A 17,535-nucleotide genomic window follows, 5' to 3' on the forward strand; every position below is an offset into this window, starting at 1 on the left:
AATACCCAAGGACCAGGATGCTTGACCTACGCAAGCTGCGTTACTTTCTGACGGTCGCCGAAGAACTGCACTTCGGCCGTGCCGCCCTGCGCCTGCATCTGGCCCAGCCACCACTGACCCGGCAGATCTCGGCTCTGGAAGCGGAGCTGGGTTTCAAGCTGTTCGATCGCACCAGCCGCACAGTGGCCCTCACCGCGCAGGGCCGTGCGTTTCTGCCCTATGCCCGTGGCGTGCTGGAGCAGGTTGAGCGGGCCCAAGTGATCGCCGGCAAATTGGCCGCCGGTACCGCCGGGCAGTTGACATTGGGCTATGTCAGCTCAATCGCCTTGTCGGATCTGTTCAGCCAGACGATCCAGGCGTTCGCCCAACGTTTTCCCGATGTACAACTCACCCTGGTGGAATGCGCCTCCGGCAGCCTGGGCGCGCAGGTGGCGGATGGGCGGCTGGACATCGGGCTGAGTCGCCTGTTGCCACAGACCCCAGACGTACAAGCCCTGTCATTGGGCGAGGAACGATTGGTGGCGGCGGTCTCCAGCGAGAGTCCCCTGGCGCTCCAGCCACAGGTCAGCCTGGCGCAATTGAGCGCTTATCCGTTGATCCTGTTCCCGCCTGATTATGGGTCGGGGTTGAACCAGTCCATCGAGCAGCTTTACCGACACCACGGCGTTCCCTTGCGCCCCGGCCCGAGCGGGCGGCAGATCACCTCAATCATTGCCCTCGTGGCTGCCGGGCAAGGTGTGGCGCTGGTGCCGGAATGCACGCAGAGCCTGATGAACAAAGGCGTGGCATACCGACCCTTGGTGGAGGTGGATGCGTGTGCCCGGTTATTGGTACTGACTCGCAGTGAAACCAACAGCGTGTTGGTTGAAGCCTTCCTCAGCGTCATCGCGCAGGCTCTACCGACTCGCGCTCGAGTGTTCTCGCGTCAGCGGCTCTAAGGTGTTGCGCCAGGACTGCCAACGGTCACTCAGAAATATCTGAATGCCGTGGCGGCCGCACCTTGTGATGATGGCAACTCGTTAGCCCTGAAAGAAGGATCAGCGCAATGCTTGAACCCGGACAATGCACACCAAAACCCATACTGCGCCAAGTGGTGGGCTGGGTTGTGGTATTGCCGCTATTGGTTTCATTTGTGAGGCTGCCATTTCCGTTTGGATTGTTCCTGGCGCTCGGCTCAATTGTAGCGTCCGCATATGGCGTTTGGCTGGCCCGGCGCCACGCCAGCCGACGCGTAACCGTGTTCGCCTGGGGCGTCACCCTGCTCAATGCCACCTCATTGATATTGACGGGTAATGCATCAGTCCTGGTGGCGCTTTATTGGACCGCCTGGCTTTATGGGTACCCGTACTATTCCAATTGGGTTTACTGGACCTTCTAGGCGGCAGCAGAATTTGACCGCAAGAATCGTAGTTTCCAGTCGGGCGGATGGACTTACAGTAGTGTCGTACTTATCTCCCCAGGAGCCCGATCATGTCTTACGAATACAAGCTCATGCCCTCCCCCGTCGGCCAGCTCACGCTGGTAGCACGCAATGGCAAACTCAGTGCCATCCTGTGGGAAAAAGAGCGCGCCAACCGCGTACGCCTGGGTCAATTGCAGGAAGCCAATGACAGCCCGGTACTGATGGAGGCCGAGCGCCAGTTGAGGGAATACTTTACCGGCACCCGCAACCGTTTCGAGCTGGAACTGGACTTCGTCGGCACCGAGTTTCAGAAGCAGGTGTGGCAGGCGCTGCTGACCATCCCCTTCGGCGAAACTCGCAGCTACAGCCAGATTGCCCGGCAGATCGGCAACCCTAAAGCCGTGCGCGCAGTGGGGGCTGCCAATGGGCGTAATCCGATCTCGATCATCGCGCCTTGTCATCGGGTGATTGGCGCATCGGGCGGGCTGACCGGGTTCGCCGGAGGGCTGGAGGCCAAGCAATATCTGCTCGCACTGGAAGGTGCCGGTCAGGCGGAGTTGGCATTCTGAGGCGTTGGGTACCGCTTCGTAGCATTCCGCGCGCTGAATCAATTGTTAAAAGAAATTTCAGAGCACGGCTGCGGTCAATCTTTCATCACCTCTAGATTCAAGGAATACGGTCATGAAATTTTCCGCAGTCTCCCAATCCCTGTCCCGCTGGGCAGGCAGTGCCCGGACATTTTACGCGGCGGTCGCGTTGATTTTCCTCTGGAGCCTCAGCGGCCCGTATTTTCACTACAACGATACCTGGCAACTGATCATCAACACCTCGACCACCATCATCACGTTCCTGATGGTGTTCCTGATCCAGAACACGCAGAACCGTGACAATGACATTCTGCATATCAAAATCGACGAGTTGCTGCGCGTGTCCAAAGACGCACAAAACGCTGTGTTGAGCCTGGAGGGCCTGGACCGCAAAGAGCTGGAAAAACTGCGCAACCAGTACCGCAGCATCGGCAACACGGGCACCGTCACCCTGAACGGCAATTGTGGTGAGAATGGCGAAGGTGCGCCGCCCACACGAACCGATTTGAATCAGGCATAAAAAACGGCGGTTGGAGAGATTCCAACCGCCGTTTTCATTTCCGGCAAAGGCGTCAACCGTCGCCTTGGTGGCCTTTGCCGTAGGTCGATGCCAGCGCCCGGGCTTTCTGCAGACGTTCCTGCAACTTGGGCAGCGTCTCATCGACCAGGGCTTTTATTTCCGGCACATCCGACGCCGCGCCTTCCTGTTTGAACAGCGCGATGGCGTCTTCGCTTTCCTTGACCTGTTGCGCGGTGTACGCGGCGTCAAAGGAATCGCCATCCTTGAGTTCCGGCATCAGGGTTTTGGCTTTATCGACGATTTTCTCCCGCGGTGCCACCGGCAGGTCGAGCTTCTTGGCGATCGCCGCCAAATGCTGGTTGGCCAGGGTGCGTTCGTTGATCACCTCGATGGTGTAATCCTTGATTTCCTGGGATGAGGTTTTGGCGTGGGCCATGCGACTGGTTTCGATATCGGCCATCCCTTTGGCCGAAGCCTGCTCGATGAATTCAGCAGGCGACTGGGCGAAAGCATTGCTGGCGCCGAGGCCCAGCAGCATCGCGAAACTGGCGGTGCGTAACCGGAAAGCCATGCGGCTCATGATAGGTTCCTCCAGGGCAAAAATAAGGGCGGGGCAACACGTCCCCGCCCTCAATTCGAATTTTCATGGCGGCAAAGGTTTAGAAAAACCTGCCCGACGCGACGAACGGTCGTCTGCGGCTCAGGCCGGCTTGCTGCCGAACAGCCCCGGCAACGCGTGCGCCAGGGCATTGATGGCAAAGCCGATAAACATCACGCCGCAGAGCCTGGTGATGAGGATTTCATGGCGCTGATACACCGTGCGCACGCGCTGGGCGCCAACCACGCCCACCAGGATCGCGTAGGCCAGTAGGCCGCCTAGAAAGCTGAGGGCAATCAGTGACGGCAGCATCGACCAGGTCAGCAATTCAGCACGGCTGGACAACAATGCGGTAAAAGTCGCGACCGCCACCGGGTAAGCCTTGGGGTTGGTCAAACCGAACAGAATGCCGTGCCAGAACGGATGCCGAGCGGCCCCCTGAGGCGCATCGCTGCTGCGACGCTGGGTGCGAATCGCCCGCCAGCCGAGCCAGAACAGATAGAGGCCGCTGAGTACGCCCAGTACATCAAATGCACTGCTGCCCACTTCCCTCGCGCCGACAATGGCGATCAGCGCCGTGCTGCACCAGACCACATCCCCGAGCAAATGCCCACACAGAAACCCCGCCCCGGCACGGCGGCCACGGGCGGCACCAATACCGAACACGGCCAGGACGCCAGGCCCAGGCGTAATACCGTAGATAAAACCCGAAGCAAGGACGGCGAGCAGCAGGGACGGGGTCATAGGCGCGACTCTGACAGACGGTTGGGGGCGGATGGATTCTGCACGTTCTGGTGCTACGGGTAAAACTTCATTCCGGCATAAGGCTGCGCGCGACAGGCGTGCAGGCGCGACGTCAAGTCACCGACATGGACTTCGAGCTTATGCCCGTCCGGGTCGAGAAAGTAGAACGACGCACCTTCGCTGCGGTTGTCGCGCCACTCTTGCACACCCGCGGCGCGCAGGCGGGCCACCACCTCGTCGAAGTCCTGGGCGCTCGCAGTCAATGCGTAGTGGGTATAGTCGACAGCGGGTGCCGACAGGCGCGACGGGTCGAGCGACAAGCACAGCCATAAACCGGGCAAAGAAAGATAGGCGCCGTTGTCCCAAGTGGCGTCGAGCCGAAGCTGCAACACCTCATGGTAGAAACTGACGCTGCGGTTCAGATCGGTAACGGCAAGGGTCAGGTGGTTGAAGCCTGAAAGCATAGTGTTTTCCTGTTATTGGGCGCCTTCGGACAATACACCCTGCACCTGCCCGATCAACCACTGCAACCCCGAATCCCCGCCCCGCCGCGTATGCCACGCCAGTTCAAAAGCAAAAGAGGGAATATGAAACGGCGGTGGCACAGCCAGCAAATACCGGTGATCAACGTTCAGCAAGCCGCGGGACGAGACCGTCAGAATCAAATCCGTGCCCTGGATCAACTGCGGTGCCACCCCCCAATGCGGCAAGCTGATCGCCACATGCCGACGCTGGCGAATCGCGCTCAACGCCCGCTCGATTTCCGGTGTGCCGCTACCGCGCATCTCCAGCAGCACGTGGGGACGCGACAGGTAGGTGGGCAGATCCAATACGCCGCTTTCCGGCAGGCTGCTGCGATCCACCAGGCAGGTGTAATGCTCTTCGAACAAAGGGGTAGTACACAGTTCGGCAGGCAAATCGGGGAACACACCGGCAGCCAGGTCGATGTCGCCATTAAGCACACCATCGACCATGCCTTCTCGGCTGGCTTGGATGATCTGCAGATCCACGCCAGGCGCATCACGGCGTAGAACCCGGGTCAGTTGCGGCAGGAAAATCGCCGCGCTGTAGTCCGACATCGCCACACGAAACCGGCGTTTTGCCGACGCGGGATCAAACCGGTTAGGCGCCAACAGCGCCTGCACCTGGGCCAGGGCTTCAGCCAGAGGCGCCGCGAGCTCCAAGGCTCGGGCGGTCGGCACCAGGCCACCGCCCTGGCGTACCAGCAACGGGTCGCCCAATAGGTCGCGCAGGCGCGCCAACGCATGGCTGACAGCCGGTTGACTCAGGTGCAGACGTTCGGCTGCCCGCGTCACATGGTGCTCGCTGAGCAGCGCGTCGAGGATCACCAGCAGGTTGAGGTCGATACGACGCAGATCATTCATAAGCTGCATGCTTGGCATAAGAACTTGGAATTTAAATTTGCGTGACGAATAGCCTAGAGTCCAGCAAAACCTTTGGGAGAATGAAGATGACGACGTTGCACTGGGTAGGCTTGTCAGCGCTGGCAGTGATCGCGGGTGCCGTGGTGCCGTTTCAAAGTGCAATCAACGCCAATCTGGGGCGAGGGCTGGGTCATCCGCTGTGGGCCACCCTCGCCTCGCTGTTGGTGAGCATTGTGGTGCTGCTGCCGGTGATCCTGGCGCTGCGCCTGCCACTGCCAAGCCTGGCGTTTATCGGCAAGGCACCGCTGTGGATGTGGGCAGGCGGTGCGTTTGGGGTGTGTTTCATTTCACTGGCGTTGATACTGCTGCCCAAGTTGGGCGCCTCAGGGTTTATCGCACTGGCCATGGCCGGGCAGATTCTCGCCTCTTTGCTGCTCGATCATTTCGGTTTGTTTGGCCTGGCGGAACGCCAACTGACAACGCCCCGCGTGTTGGGAGCGTTGTTGTTGATGGGCGGGGTGATATTGATTCAGTTCAGCGCAGCGCCCGCCAAAGCCTTGGCTGCTGCGTGAGCATGGGTCAGCGCTTGTCGGAAGTCCGCAGCTTTTGCGGCAACCCCCACAGCAGCAGCGCAGCGGCGATCAGCGCACACACGCCGATCACGTAGAGTGCCGGGGTCGTACTGCCCGTCATGTCCTTGATCCGACCGACCATCACGGGGCTGACAATACCGCCCAGTTGCCCCAGGGTGTTGATCAAGGCTATGCCGCCGGCGGCCCCTGCCCCGGCACCTGCCAGCAGCTTGGGCGGCAACGTCCAGAAGGTGGGGATCGACGCAATAATTCCCGCGCCCAGCAGCCCCAGGGCAATGATCAGGAAAAGGGTGTGATCATCAAAGATCCCGGCACAAAAGAACCCCACCGCGCCTAACGCGACCAGCCCACTGACAAACTTGCGCCGCTCCCCCGTGGCGTCTGACCAACGTCCCACCAGCACCATGGTGATAGCACCGCAAATGTAGGGGATGGCGGTCAGCAGGCCGATCACCACCGAGCTTTCGATACCCGTGCTGCGGATCAATTGCGGCGCCCAGAAATTCAAGCCGTAGGACGCCACCTGGATCAGGAAGTAAATCAAGCCCAGCATCAGGAAACCGGGAATTCGCAATGCTTGAAGCAACGAGCCTTTTTTATGGACTTCATGCACCGCAATACGGCTTGAGAGCAACGCCTTTTCGTCGCTGTTCAACCAGGGCGCATCCTCGATGCGGTCCTTGAACTGCGTCAGCACCATCCACGCCAGCACCACACAGGGAAGGCCGCCCAGCAGGAACAACCAGTGCCAGCCGCGCATCTGCAACACACCGTCCATGTGGTCCAATACGAACCCGGAGAACGGTGCGCCTATCAGCCCGGCAAAAGCCGACGCCAAAAACAGCATCGAGGTAATACGCCCGCGGAAATCCTGGGGGAACCAGAGGGTCAGGTAATACAGCACGCCAGGTGCAAAGCCGGCCTCCATGGCGCCGATCAGAAAGCGCAGGGCATAGAACTGCCATTCAGCCGTGACGAACACCATGGCTGCCGTCGCCAGCCCCCAGGACACCATGATGCGCGCGATCCAGCGTCTTGCGCCGACCTTGTAGAGCATCATGTTGCTCGGCACTTCGAAGATGACATAACCGACAACGAACAACCCGGCCCCCAGACCGTACGCGGTGTTGCTCAAGCCGAGGTCGGCCTGCAGCTGGAACTTGGCGAAGCTGATGTTGATGCGGTCAAAAAAAGCAAACAGGTAACAGACCATGATCAACGGCATCAGGCGCCAGGCGACCTTGTTCACGACTGCCTTGATCGGATCGGCTTCTCCGGCCGGGCGCGCGCCGGCCTCTAACGTATTAGTGCTCATGGTTTCACTCCAGAGGACAGCTCACAGGTGTCCGATTGTTTTTGTTGTCTGGTAAGCAGTTACAGCGTGGCGATGTAATCCGGCGGTGGGTGCAGGTCACAGTTGCGCCCGGCCTTTGCCACCTGACCGGGCAACTCATGACCCAGCAGCGCCGGCAGGCGACGGGACATTTTCAGCAGATGCGGCAGATCGATGCCGGTGTGAATGCCAACCTCCTCGCACAGGTTGACCAGGTCTTCGGTGCAGATATTGCCCGACGCGCCCGGCGCAAACGGGCAACCACCGAGCCCACCCAGCGCCGCATCAAAACGCCGGGCGCCGGCCTCGTAGGCGGCCAGCACATTGCACAAACCCAGGCCCCGGGTATTGTGAAAATGCAGGGTCAGGTCGCTGGCGGTCACGCGCTCCAATACACGCTTGACCAGGCGCTCCACTTGGCGCGGGTTGGCCATGCCGGTGGTGTCGGCGAGGCTGATACCGCGGATGCCGAGTGCTTGATAAGCGTCGACAATTTCCAGTACGCGGTCTTCATCAATCGTGCCTTCGAATGGGCAACCGAACGTGGTGGCGATGCTGCCATTGAGGCGCACCGGGTGATCGGCGGCAAAGCGAGTGATATCGCCAAACGCCGCCAACGACGCCTCGCAACGCATGCGCATATTGGCCAGGTTGTGGGTCTGGCTGGCGGACATCACCAGGTTCAACTCGTCGGCGCTGGATTCGATGGCACGCTGCGCGCCCTTGAGGTTGGGGATCAGCGCCACGTAGATCACGCCGGGTCTGCGTTGAATGCCCTGGAACACCTGCTCACCATCGCGCAATGCCGGGATGGCTTTGGGGGAGACGAATGAACCGGCTTCGATCCGCGAGAATCCGGCCAGGGAAAGCTGGTCGACCAGCGCGATTTTGTCGGCCGTCTCCACCCAGGTCGGCTCGATTTGCAGGCCATCGCGCGGGGACACTTCCTGCACGATCAGAGCCTCTGAATAATCAGTGATCATTGCACCACTCCGCAGGTTTTCAGGCGTTGGATATCGGCAACCGTCAAACCCAGGTTGCCGAGGATGTCATCCGTATGCTGGCCCAGGGCCGGACCTTGCCAGTGGACCGCGCCGGGCGTCTCCGACAGCTTGGGCACGATGCCGGGCATCTTCACCGACACACCACCGGGCAGCTCGGCATCGAGCAGCATGTCGCGTGCCTGGTAATGCGGGTCTCTGACGATGTCGGCCACCGAGTAGATACGCCCGGCCGGCACTTCGGCGGCTTCCAGGGCATTGAGCACCTGCTCGATAGGCCGGCTGCTGGTCCAGTGGGTAATCGCAGCGTCCAGCACACCGCTTTTCGCCGCGCGGCCATCGTTATGGGCAAACTCCGGCGCTTCGGCCAGGTCGGCGCGGCCGATGGTGGTCATCAGTCGCTTGTAGATCGGGTCGCTGTTACCTGCAATCACCACATAGGCGCCATCGGCGGTGAGGTAGGTGTTGGAGGGTGCGATGCCAGGCAGGGCACCGCCGCTGCGCTCACGCACATGGCCGAGCATGTCGTATTCAGGCACCAGGCTTTCCATCAGGTTGAACACACTTTCGGCGAGGGACACATCGACAATCTGCCCGTCGCCCTGGCCGGTCTTGACTCGCAGCAACGACATCAGCGCACCGATCACCCCGTGCAAAGACGCCAGGGAATCCCCCAGGCTCACGCCCACCCGCGCCGGCGGCGAGTCCGGGTTGCCGGTGGTATAGCGGATGCCACCCATGGCCTCGCCAATCGCACCAAAGCCCGGGCGGTCGCGGTAAGGGCCGGTCTGGCCGTAGCCAGAGATACGCACCAGAGTCAGCTTGGGGTTGAGGGCGTGCAACACGTCCCAGCCCAGGCCGAGTTTTTCCAGCCCGCCGGGGCGCAGGTTCTCAATGAGCACGTCGGCGTCGCCGAGCAGTTGTTTAATCAGGCCCAAGCCTTCAGCGGACTTCAGGTCCAGAGCCAATGACTTCTTGTTGCGCGATTGCAGGTACCACCACAGCGACGTGCCTTCATGCAGCTTTCGCCACTTGCGAAGCGGATCGCCCTGCCCCATGGCTTCGATCTTGATCACCTCGGCGCCGAACTCGGCCATCAGCCGCGCGGCAAACGGCGCGGCAATCAGGGTCCCGATCTCGATCACCTTGATACCGCTCAGGGGAGCCGTCATGGGGTATACCTCTTATTCTTGGAATGTGACGCCAAGGCTAGAGGACTGAACAGGAAGAAAGCCAACCGTCAGTTGGCAAGGAGCGTTCGCGAAACGCGAACAAACAGCGAATTACCTGTAGGAATGTGCCGAATGACTCAGGTAGTCAAAGAGCAAACGGCTGACGGGCGAGAGCTGCGCCTCATCGCGTACCACCAGGATCAGACGGCGATCGGACCAGTCATCCGTCAGCGGTACGGCATGCAAACCCAGTGCGCGACCAAATAATTCAAAAGCCTTCTGCGGCAGGATGCCAATCCCCATATTGGCCTGGACCATCCGGCACATTGCATCGAAACCCGGCACATGAATCCGCAGCCGCAGCATCTTGCCGGCCTCGCGCGCGGCGGCATGGGTGCGCATATTGATCGAGCTGGCCGAATGCAGGCCGACGTAATCGCTGCCCAGGGTTTCGGCGAAGGCCAGGGACTGGCGGGCCGCCAACGGATGGTCCGCCGGCATCAGCACCACCAGTTTGTCGTGGCGGTAAACCACGCGCGGCAGGCCCTTGGTGTCGGTGTCACTGGAGCAGATACCCAGGTCCGCCACGCCATCCAACACGCCTTGCACCACACCGTTGCTGGGACGTTCTTCGAGGTCGGTTTTGACTTCTGGGTGCAACTCGGAAAAATCCCGCAAGTCTTCCGGAAGGAACTGAATGATCGCCGACAGGTTGGCCAACATCCGCACATAGCCCCGCACGCCATGGCTGTGCTCGCCGAGTTCCAGGCCCATTTTTTCGACGTTGAACAGCATCTGCCGTGCATGGTGCAGCAACGTCTCACCGGCTGCCGTCAGGTCCATGCCCTTGGCCCGGCGCACGAACAGGCTGACGCCCAGCACCTGTTCCAACTCCATCAAACGCTTGCTGGCCGCCGACACCGCGATGGCTTCCCGCGCGGCGGCGCGGGTCAACGTGCCTTCTTCAAACACGGCAACGAACAGTTGCAGCGTGATCAGGTCCAGGCGCCGCACCAGGCTCTTGTGCAGCATCAGCGACGCTCGGCGGCCAGGCGATTGATCCCGGCCTGTTCCACCACCGCCTGAGGCGCGCCATGGCGCACCGCCGCGAGCATCGCCTGGCCGACGGTTTCGGTACTCACCACCCAACCCGGTTTGACCCGGCGAAAGAACGACAGCAGCGGGCCGAGCACAGTATAGAAAGAGTGGTACAGCGGCGTTTTCGAGCGCACGCCGTGCAACGGTTGGATCACCCCGGGCCGGAACAGGTACACCGCCTTGAACGGCAGGCGCAGCAATGCGTTTTCGGTCTTGCCCTTGACCCGCGCCCACATCGACTTGCCCGACTCGGAGCTGTCGGTACCGGCGCCGGACACGTAGATAAACGTCATTTGCGGATTGAGCCGCGCCAAGGTGCTGGCCGCAACAAGCGTCAAGTCATAGGTAAGGTGGGTGTAGCGGGTTTCACTCATGCCTGCCGACGAGACGCCCAGGCAGAAGAAACAGGCATCGAAACCTTGCAGCAGGTTTTCCAACGGTTGGAAATCGAGCATGTCGCTGTGCAACACCTGATGCAGCTTGCCGTGTTCCTGGGCCAACGGCGTACGCCCCACGGCGACGACTTCCTGAACGTCGGACGCCAGCAGGCACTCACGCAACACACCCTGGCCGACCATGCCGGTGGCGCCGAATAGCAGAACTCTCATAAGGGGACCTCAGCGGCAAGCCGCACGCTTCATGCTCAAGTTGAATGCAGTTCGACTTGTAGCTTAACGCTTGCGGCTTGCGCGTGCCCCTTTAGAACGCGCTGCGGAAAATCTCCTCAATCTGACGCTGATCGGCTCGCCGAGGGTTGGTCACCCCGCAGGCGTCTTTCAACGCGTTGGCGGCCAGCAGTGGGATGTCCTGCAACTTGGCACCCAACTCGCGCAGCCCGGCCGGGATTTCAACATCCTGCGCCAAAGCGCGGATGGCCACGATCGCCGCCTGGGCGCCCTCCTCCGGCGAGTTGCCTTTGATATCGGCGCCCAGTGCGCGCGCCACGTCGCTCAAGCGTTTGGCACTGACACTGGCGTTGAAGCTCTGTACGTGGGGTAACAACACCGCGTTGCAGACACCGTGCGGCAGGTCATACAGACCGCCCAACTGGTGCGCCATGGCATGCACGAACCCCAGGGAGGCATTGTTGAAGGCCATGCCGGCGAGGAATTGCGCATAGGCCATGTTTTCCCGCGCGGTCATATCGCTGCCATCACGTACCGCCAGGCGCAAATTGGCGCTGATCAATTCGATGGCCTTGATCGCACAGGCATCGGTAATCGGGTTGGCGGCGGTGGACACGTAGGCCTCGATGGCGTGGGTCAAGGCGTCCATGCCGGTGGCGGCGGTGAGGCCCTTGGGCATACCGACCATCAGCGCCGGGTCGTTGACCGACAGCAGCGGCGTGACGTTGCGGTCGACGATGGCCATTTTCACATGGCGGGTTTCGTCGGTAATGATGCAGAAGCGGGTCATCTCGCTGGCGGTGCCGGCGGTGGTGTTGATGGCCACCAGCGGCAGTTGCGGCTTGCTCGACTGGTCGATGCCTTCGTAGTCGCCGATATGCCCGCCGTTGGTGGCGCACAACGCAATACCCTTGGCGCAGTCATGGGGCGAACCGCCGCCCAGGGACACCACGAAATCGCAGGCATGGGCTTCCAGAAGCGCCAGGCCTTTCTCGACGTTTTCCACATTGGGGTTGGGCTTAGCGCCGTCGTAGATCACCGAGTCGATGTCCTGCATCGCCAGCTTCTCGGCGATCATGCTCGCGACGCCCGCCTTGGCCAGGCCGGCATCGGTGACGATCAGCGCCTTGCGAAAACCGTAGTTGCGGATGGCGTCCATGGCTTCGTCGAGGCAGTCGGTGCCCATGATGTTGACGGCGGGAATGAAGAAGGTGCTGCTCATGGCGAATCCTCAGAGGCGTTATGCCTACAGGATCAACCTCAGTGGCCTCAGGCATCTTGATCAGGATCAACGCCGGCTCGTGATAAAGTCACCCACCCGCCGATTTTGAGTAGACCCGCCGCAATGAAGGATTTCCAGGATATTGACGCCCACCTCGAAGACTGGAGCGCGGTGCGCAGCGCCATCGACTTCAGCGCGATTCTGATCGGCAACGGCGCCAGCCGCACGATTTGGGAAGACTTTGCCTACGATTCGCTGTTCGAAAACGCCCGCACCGTCGAAGAAAAACCCCTGAGCCAATCCGAACTCAGTGTGTTCGACGCCCTTCAAACCCGCAGCTTCGAGCAGGTCCTGGGCGCACTGAAAACCACCAGCCGGGTCAACAAAGCCCTGGCCGTCAGCTCGGCGGCGCCGCGTAATCGCTACTATGCGATCAAGGAAGCGCTGATCAACGCCATCCACGCCGTGCACATCCCGTGGCGCCTGGTGCAGCCATCGACGCTGGCGACGATCCACGCAGAGTTGGCAAGCTACCCCACCGTCTTCACCAGCAACTACGACCTGCTCAACTATTGGGCGATCCTGCACACGCCGGGCATCGACGATCTGTTTCACAGCGCCGACGCCAGTTTCGACCTGCGCAACACCCACACCGACGCCACACGCATCCTCTACTTGCACGGCGGCCTGCACCTGGTGCGCAACCTCGATGGTACGGCGCGCAAACTGGCGTCTACCGACAGCACCTTGCTCAGCAGTTTCGCGATCAACAATACAATCAAGACCCTCGATGACGTGCCGCTGTTCGTCAACGAAGGCAAGGTGCAGGAGAAGCTCAAGACCATCCGCAGTTCGGACTACCTGTCGTTCTGCTATGAGCAGTTGCTCAGCCATGAAGGGGCGCTGTGCATCTTCGGCCATGATCTGGGGCTGCAGGACCAACACCTGGTGGATGCGGTTCGTCAGGCGAAGCCCACCACCCTGGCGATCTCGGTGTCGGGGCGCAGTGACGGGTTTATCCGCCAGCAGAAGCGCCGGTATTCGGAGTTGTTTGAGGGGGCTGGGGTGGAGCTGAAGTTCTTTGCGGCGCGCACGCATCCTCTGGGTAATCCGGTGCTGTCAGTACCTGTCGAACGCTGATGCGCTGAACAAAGAAGATCAATGTGGGAACTGGCTTGTGTCCCACATTGATCCTACTTCAAGCACGCATCAGCGTTACTCTTCGGTGCTGTGCACCACCACCAACAGTTGCGCCTGCACCTCCCCCACCGAGCGAAGCCGGTGCGGCTTCTGCGCGTTGAAATGCAGCGCATCCCCGCGCTCCAGAATCACCCGCTCGTTCATGAAATCCACTTCAACCCGGCCTTCATGCACAAACAGAAATTCTTCCCCCAAGTGCTCCTTGAAGGTCTTGTCGGTGAACTCCGCCGGCGGGTAGATGATGAACGGCAGCAGGCTGCGTTCACTGACCTGATGGGCCAGCACGGCATATCCCGGCGTGGTGTCCGGCCGCTCGCGGCTGCGCACCAGGCTGTAGCTGTCGAGGCTTACATTGTCTTCGCTGAACAACTCCTCGACCTTCACGTTCAACGCCTTGGCCAGCTTCAGCGCGGCCGCAATCGACGGCGTGTTCAGCCCGCGCTCGACCTTGGACAGGTAACTCTTGGTCATCCCGGATCGTTCAGCCAAGGCCTCAAGGGTTACGCCAAGTTTTTTTCTCAATAATTTCAAACGGATAGACATGCGCTGCGGTTAATCCATGCAGAAAAGCAAGAACGTGCTTGCCTATGACACTTTGTGTCATATAGCATCTTTTGTGTCATTTGCGTTCACCCCACGACCTTGCGAGCAACGGGAGCCCAGCAAACCAGACGTCAATTGAACCACCCAAAGGACACCGATATGGCCAAGACATTAGCACTCCCCAAAGACCAACTGGTCAAGCAAGCGCTGATCCAGATGCAAAACACCCTGGCAGATAATACGTGGACCGACCGGCAAAAGCTGGCGCTCACGTGCCGCATCCTGTTCGAGCATGGCCACGACTCCGGCCTGGCCGGGCAGATCACCGCGCGCGGACCCATGCCCGGCACCTATTACACCCAGCAACTGGGCCTGGGCTTTGATGAGATCACCGCCAGCAATCTGTTGCTGGTCAACGAAGACCTTGAAGTGCTGGAAGGTCACGGCATTCCCAACCCGGCCAACCGCTTTCACACCTGGGTGTACCGTGGTCGGCCGGATGTGAACTGCATCATCCACACGCACCCGACCCACATCGCTGCGCTGTCGATGCTGGAAGTGCCGCTGGAGGTCTCCCACATGGACCTCTGCCCGCTCTACGAGGATTGCGCTTTTCTGAAGGCTTGGCCGGGCGTGCCGGTGGGCAATGAAGAAGGGGAAATCATCACTGCGGCGTTAGGCGACAAACGCGCGATTCTGCTCTCGCACCACGGCCAGCTATCCACCGGTGCAAGCATCGAGGAAGCCTGTGTGATCGCGCAGTTGATCGAACGTGCGGCCAAATTGCAGTTGCTGGCGATGTCGGCCGGTACGATCAAACCGATCCTGCCGGAACTCGGTCGCGAGGCCCACGACTGGATCTCAAAGCCCAAGCGCCATGGCGCAGCGTTCAACTACTACGCGCGGCAGAACCTGCGTCAACACGCCGATTGCCTGAACTGATTGCCCTTTTTCGAGCGGAGACTTGCCCATGTCCACCCCAACTATTCACGGCATCATCGGCTACACCATCACCCCGTTCAGCGCCGACGGCCAACGCATTGACCTCGACGCCCTGGGGCGCTCCATCGACCGCTTGATCGCCAGCGGCGTGCATGCCATCGCGCCCCTGGGCAGCACGGGCGAAGGCGCGTATCTGAGCGATGCCGAGTGGGATGAAGTCAGCGCCTACAGCCTGGCAAAAATCGCCAGGCGTGTACCGACCATCGTCAGCGTGTCCGACCTGACCACGGCCAAGGCCGTGCGCCGTGCGCGGTATGCCGAGGCCAATGGCGCCGACGTGGTGATGGTGCTGCCGGCCTCGTACTGGAAACTCAGCGAGGCGGAGATCCTCGCCCATTACGCTGCGATCGGCGACAGCGTCGGCATACCGATCATGCTCTATAACAACCCGGCCACCAGCGGCACGGACATGTCAGTGGACTTGATCCTGCGCATTGTCCAGCAGGTCGCCAACGTGAGCATGGTCAAGGAAAGCACCGGCGATATCCAGCGCATGCACCAGTTGCGCCGCCACAGCGACGTGCCGTTCTACAACGGTTGCAACCCGTTGGCCCTGGAAGCCTTTGCGGCGGGTGCCAAGGGTTGGTGCACGGCGGCGCCGAATCTGATCGCGCAATTGAACCTGGATTTGTATGACGCGGTACTGGCCAATGATCTGGCCCTGGCACGGGAACTGTTCTATCGCCAGTTGCCATTGCTGGAGTTCATTCTCAAAGGCGGGTTGCCGGCGACGATCAAGGCCGGGTTGCGGTTGACCGGCCTGGAAGCGGGCGATCCGCGGTTGCCGGTGTTCCCATTGGGTGAAGCGCAGATCGAGCGGTTGAAAACACTTCTGCGCTGACACTCCTTATGTGGGAGGGAGCACATCGAATTATCAAACCGCCCTCCCACGGTTCTACAGCGTTTGCGCTTAAATGGAGACAAATGACAATAGTTCTCGATATCATTCACGACTTTTCTACGTCGCACTTCGTCAAGAAGGATATCCATGTCTCGTCCCAAGCCCGACCCGCTGTCGGCCGATGCCTTTCGCGGGTTTTATGCAGATATCCTGCATTTCCTGCGCAAACGCACGGACAACGCCAGCGATGCGGCGGACATGACCCAGGATGTCTTCACCCAATGGCTGGATTACCGCGACCGGGCCAAGGTCGAGCAGCCACGGGCGTTTCTGTTCCAGATGGCGCGCAACCTGCTGCGTGATCACTGGCGTAAACAGAAGGTACGCCACACCGTTCATGCAGGTCAGGCCGATATCGACACCGAACCGGTCGCCGACGAACAAAACGATCCCATGGCCGCCGCACTTCGCATGCAGCGCCTGGACCAGTTGAAAGAAGTCCTCGCCGAACTCTCGCCGCGCAGGCGAGAAGCCCTTATGCTGCACCGCTTCGAAGGCTTGAGCCAGGCGCAGATCGCCGAGCGCATGGGGATTTCGACCAGTATGGTGGAAAAGCACATCGCTTTTGCCCTGCTGCACTGCAAGCGACGCCTTCAATACGCACCCGGCACGGAGCAGCCAGAATGAACCGCCTGAGCGAGAACGACGCCCTGGACATCGAAGCGAGCGACTCGATCGATGCCCAAGCCGCCAGTTGGTTTGCCCGCAACAGCAGCGAGTCGCCGCGAGCCGACCGCAAAGCCTTTGCCGCCTGGCAAGCGGAGCCGGCCCACGCTCGCGCCTATGCCGAGTTCGAGCAGCTGTGGGACGACCTTGCTCAATTGCAGCAACACAACAGGCCCGTGCCGCTGCCCAAACGCAAACCCTCGCTGTGGCGCCCAGCCCTGGCCGTGGCCGCCGCCCTGGTCTGCGCCGTGATGGCCAGCCATATCGGCACGCCCCGCGAGCTTTATCACAGCCAGGTCGCTGCCCACGCCAAAGGCATGCGCACCCTGCACCTGCCAGACGGCAGCACCCTGTATGTGAATGCCAACACACGCCTGCGGGTGGATTTCACCGCCTACCAACGCATCCTGCACCTGGAAAAAGGCCAGCTGTACATCGAAGTCGCGGCCGACAAAGAGCGCCCGCTGTACGTGCAAGCCGGCGAGGCAAGTGTGCGGGTAGTCGGCACCGGCTTTGACGTGCGGCGCAGCCAGCAGCAACTGGTGGTCAGCGTCGCCCACGGCCAGGTGGCGTTTGAGCCGGACGCAAAAAACCCGGTGGCCCTGCTCGGCGCCCAGCAACGCGCGATCTACAGCTACGCCAAAGGCACCGTGCAACAGCAGGCCCTCACCGCTCAAGAGGTAGCCGACTGGCGCAGCGGGCACCTGTCCTTTCGCAATCGCGAGTTGGCCAGCCTGATCGATGAGTTGAGCCTCTACCGTCCTCAGGCTCCGTTACAGGTCAACCGTGCCGTCGCGCAGTTGAAGGTCTCGGGCAATCTGGATGTGAATGACCCGGATGCCCTGCTGAATGCTCTACCCGCCCTGCTGCCAGTGAAAACCGTGACCTCGGCCGATGGCATCGTCAGAATCGAACCACGTAAATAAAGCCCGGAAAATTCAC

At 60.8% G+C, this 17,535-nt stretch carries 21 protein-coding genes; 10 read left to right on the forward strand and 11 right to left on the reverse strand.

Annotated elements, in window-relative coordinates:
* Positions 1 to 17: 17 nt before the first annotated feature.
* From EXW71_RS18310 to EXW71_RS18325, 4 genes are all read left to right on the forward strand, one after another.
* Positions 18 to 938 carry a LysR family transcriptional regulator gene (locus tag EXW71_RS18310; protein WP_134657965.1) on the forward strand — a complete coding sequence of 307 codons (921 nt, stop codon included), beginning with the start codon at positions 18 to 20 and terminating at the stop codon, positions 936 to 938.
* Between the two features lie 107 nt (positions 939 to 1,045).
* On the forward strand, positions 1,046 to 1,378 hold the full coding sequence (locus EXW71_RS18315) for a hypothetical protein (RefSeq protein ID WP_134657967.1): 333 nt from the start codon (positions 1,046 to 1,048) through the stop codon (positions 1,376 to 1,378).
* A 92-nt stretch (positions 1,379 to 1,470) separates the two neighbouring features.
* Complete coding sequence (locus EXW71_RS18320) at positions 1,471 to 1,971, forward strand: methylated-DNA--[protein]-cysteine S-methyltransferase (protein ID WP_134657969.1); 501 nt, start codon at positions 1,471 to 1,473, stop codon at positions 1,969 to 1,971.
* Positions 1,972 to 2,083: 112 nt separating this feature from the next.
* Positions 2,084 to 2,509 (forward strand): low affinity iron permease family protein, encoded by a 426-nt coding sequence (locus EXW71_RS18325; RefSeq protein ID WP_134657971.1) that lies wholly within the window; start codon positions 2,084 to 2,086, stop codon positions 2,507 to 2,509.
* A gap of 52 nt (positions 2,510 to 2,561) precedes the next feature.
* Here the strand turns inward: EXW71_RS18325 and EXW71_RS18330 are convergent, their stop codons facing one another.
* The 4 genes from EXW71_RS18330 to EXW71_RS18345 all read right to left on the reverse strand — a co-directional run bounded on the left by EXW71_RS18330 (position 2,562) and on the right by EXW71_RS18345 (position 5,254).
* Positions 2,562 to 3,089, reverse strand: coding sequence for a DUF4142 domain-containing protein (locus EXW71_RS18330; RefSeq protein WP_134657973.1), 528 nt, complete (start codon positions 3,087 to 3,089; stop codon positions 2,562 to 2,564).
* A 120-nt stretch (positions 3,090 to 3,209) separates the two neighbouring features.
* Positions 3,210 to 3,851, reverse strand: a complete 642-nt coding sequence (locus tag EXW71_RS18335; protein ID WP_123715005.1) for a LysE family translocator — start codon at positions 3,849 to 3,851, stop codon at positions 3,210 to 3,212.
* A 53-nt stretch (positions 3,852 to 3,904) separates the two neighbouring features.
* A complete protein-coding gene (gene fos, locus EXW71_RS18340) occupies positions 3,905 to 4,315 on the reverse strand; it encodes a fosfomycin resistance glutathione transferase (protein ID WP_134657975.1) in 411 nt (136 codons plus the stop codon).
* A 12-nt stretch (positions 4,316 to 4,327) separates the two neighbouring features.
* Positions 4,328 to 5,254 carry a LysR family transcriptional regulator gene (locus EXW71_RS18345; protein ID WP_134657977.1) on the reverse strand — a complete coding sequence of 309 codons (927 nt, stop codon included), beginning with the start codon at positions 5,252 to 5,254 and terminating at the stop codon, positions 4,328 to 4,330.
* 68 nt (positions 5,255 to 5,322) lie between these two features.
* Between EXW71_RS18345 and EXW71_RS18350 the strand changes: the two genes are divergently transcribed.
* Positions 5,323 to 5,808 carry a DMT family transporter gene (locus tag EXW71_RS18350; protein WP_134657979.1) on the forward strand — a complete coding sequence of 162 codons (486 nt, stop codon included), beginning with the start codon at positions 5,323 to 5,325 and terminating at the stop codon, positions 5,806 to 5,808.
* Between the two features lie 7 nt (positions 5,809 to 5,815).
* On the opposite strand, the gene EXW71_RS18355 is transcribed toward EXW71_RS18350, so the two are convergent.
* The 6 genes from EXW71_RS18355 to yiaY all read right to left on the reverse strand — a co-directional run bounded on the left by EXW71_RS18355 (position 5,816) and on the right by yiaY (position 12,281).
* On the reverse strand, positions 5,816 to 7,144 hold the full coding sequence (locus EXW71_RS18355) for an MFS transporter (protein ID WP_134657981.1): 1,329 nt from the start codon (positions 7,142 to 7,144) through the stop codon (positions 5,816 to 5,818).
* A gap of 59 nt (positions 7,145 to 7,203) precedes the next feature.
* Positions 7,204 to 8,145 (reverse strand): hydroxymethylglutaryl-CoA lyase, encoded by a 942-nt coding sequence (locus tag EXW71_RS18360; RefSeq protein ID WP_134657983.1) that lies wholly within the window; start codon positions 8,143 to 8,145, stop codon positions 7,204 to 7,206.
* Positions 8,142 to 9,335 carry a CaiB/BaiF CoA-transferase family protein gene (locus tag EXW71_RS18365; protein WP_134657985.1) on the reverse strand — a complete coding sequence of 398 codons (1,194 nt, stop codon included), beginning with the start codon at positions 9,333 to 9,335 and terminating at the stop codon, positions 8,142 to 8,144. The genes EXW71_RS18360 and EXW71_RS18365 overlap by 4 nt, the downstream gene beginning before the upstream one ends.
* Before the next feature lie 111 nt (positions 9,336 to 9,446).
* Positions 9,447 to 10,367: a LysR family transcriptional regulator gene (locus EXW71_RS18370; RefSeq protein ID WP_123714999.1), complete on the reverse strand. Its 921-nt coding sequence runs from the start codon at positions 10,365 to 10,367 to the stop codon at positions 9,447 to 9,449.
* On the reverse strand, positions 10,367 to 11,041 hold the full coding sequence (locus EXW71_RS18375; protein WP_123714998.1) for an NAD(P)H-binding protein: 675 nt from the start codon (positions 11,039 to 11,041) through the stop codon (positions 10,367 to 10,369). Before EXW71_RS18375 ends, EXW71_RS18370 begins: the two co-directional genes overlap by 1 nt.
* 91 nt (positions 11,042 to 11,132) lie before the next feature.
* Positions 11,133 to 12,281 (reverse strand): L-threonine dehydrogenase, encoded by a 1,149-nt coding sequence (gene yiaY, locus EXW71_RS18380; RefSeq protein ID WP_134657987.1) that lies wholly within the window; start codon positions 12,279 to 12,281, stop codon positions 11,133 to 11,135.
* Positions 12,282 to 12,404: 123 nt separating this feature from the next.
* Between yiaY and EXW71_RS18385 the strand changes: the two genes are divergently transcribed.
* Positions 12,405 to 13,421 (forward strand): DUF4917 family protein, encoded by a 1,017-nt coding sequence (locus EXW71_RS18385; RefSeq protein WP_134657989.1) that lies wholly within the window; start codon positions 12,405 to 12,407, stop codon positions 13,419 to 13,421.
* 75 nt (positions 13,422 to 13,496) lie between these two features.
* On the opposite strand, the gene EXW71_RS18390 is transcribed toward EXW71_RS18385, so the two are convergent.
* Positions 13,497 to 14,024 carry a helix-turn-helix domain-containing protein gene (locus tag EXW71_RS18390; protein WP_134657991.1) on the reverse strand — a complete coding sequence of 176 codons (528 nt, stop codon included), beginning with the start codon at positions 14,022 to 14,024 and terminating at the stop codon, positions 13,497 to 13,499.
* Between the two features lie 159 nt (positions 14,025 to 14,183).
* On the opposite strand from EXW71_RS18390, the gene EXW71_RS18395 reads away from it, so the two are divergent.
* From EXW71_RS18395 to EXW71_RS18410, 4 genes are all read left to right on the forward strand, one after another.
* Complete coding sequence (locus EXW71_RS18395) at positions 14,184 to 14,966, forward strand: aldolase (protein WP_134657993.1); 783 nt, start codon at positions 14,184 to 14,186, stop codon at positions 14,964 to 14,966.
* A 28-nt stretch (positions 14,967 to 14,994) separates the two neighbouring features.
* Complete coding sequence (locus EXW71_RS18400) at positions 14,995 to 15,867, forward strand: dihydrodipicolinate synthase family protein (RefSeq protein WP_134657995.1); 873 nt, start codon at positions 14,995 to 14,997, stop codon at positions 15,865 to 15,867.
* A 147-nt stretch (positions 15,868 to 16,014) separates the two neighbouring features.
* Positions 16,015 to 16,554 (forward strand): RNA polymerase sigma factor, encoded by a 540-nt coding sequence (locus tag EXW71_RS18405; RefSeq protein WP_134657997.1) that lies wholly within the window; start codon positions 16,015 to 16,017, stop codon positions 16,552 to 16,554.
* Positions 16,551 to 17,519 carry a FecR domain-containing protein gene (locus tag EXW71_RS18410; protein WP_134657999.1) on the forward strand — a complete coding sequence of 323 codons (969 nt, stop codon included), beginning with the start codon at positions 16,551 to 16,553 and terminating at the stop codon, positions 17,517 to 17,519. Before EXW71_RS18405 ends, EXW71_RS18410 begins: the two co-directional genes overlap by 4 nt.
* Positions 17,520 to 17,535 lie beyond the last annotated feature (16 nt).

Origin of the sequence: Pseudomonas sp. BCA17 (assembly GCF_004519405.1) — a bacterium.
Lineage (GTDB): Bacteria > Pseudomonadota > Gammaproteobacteria > Pseudomonadales > Pseudomonadaceae > Aquipseudomonas.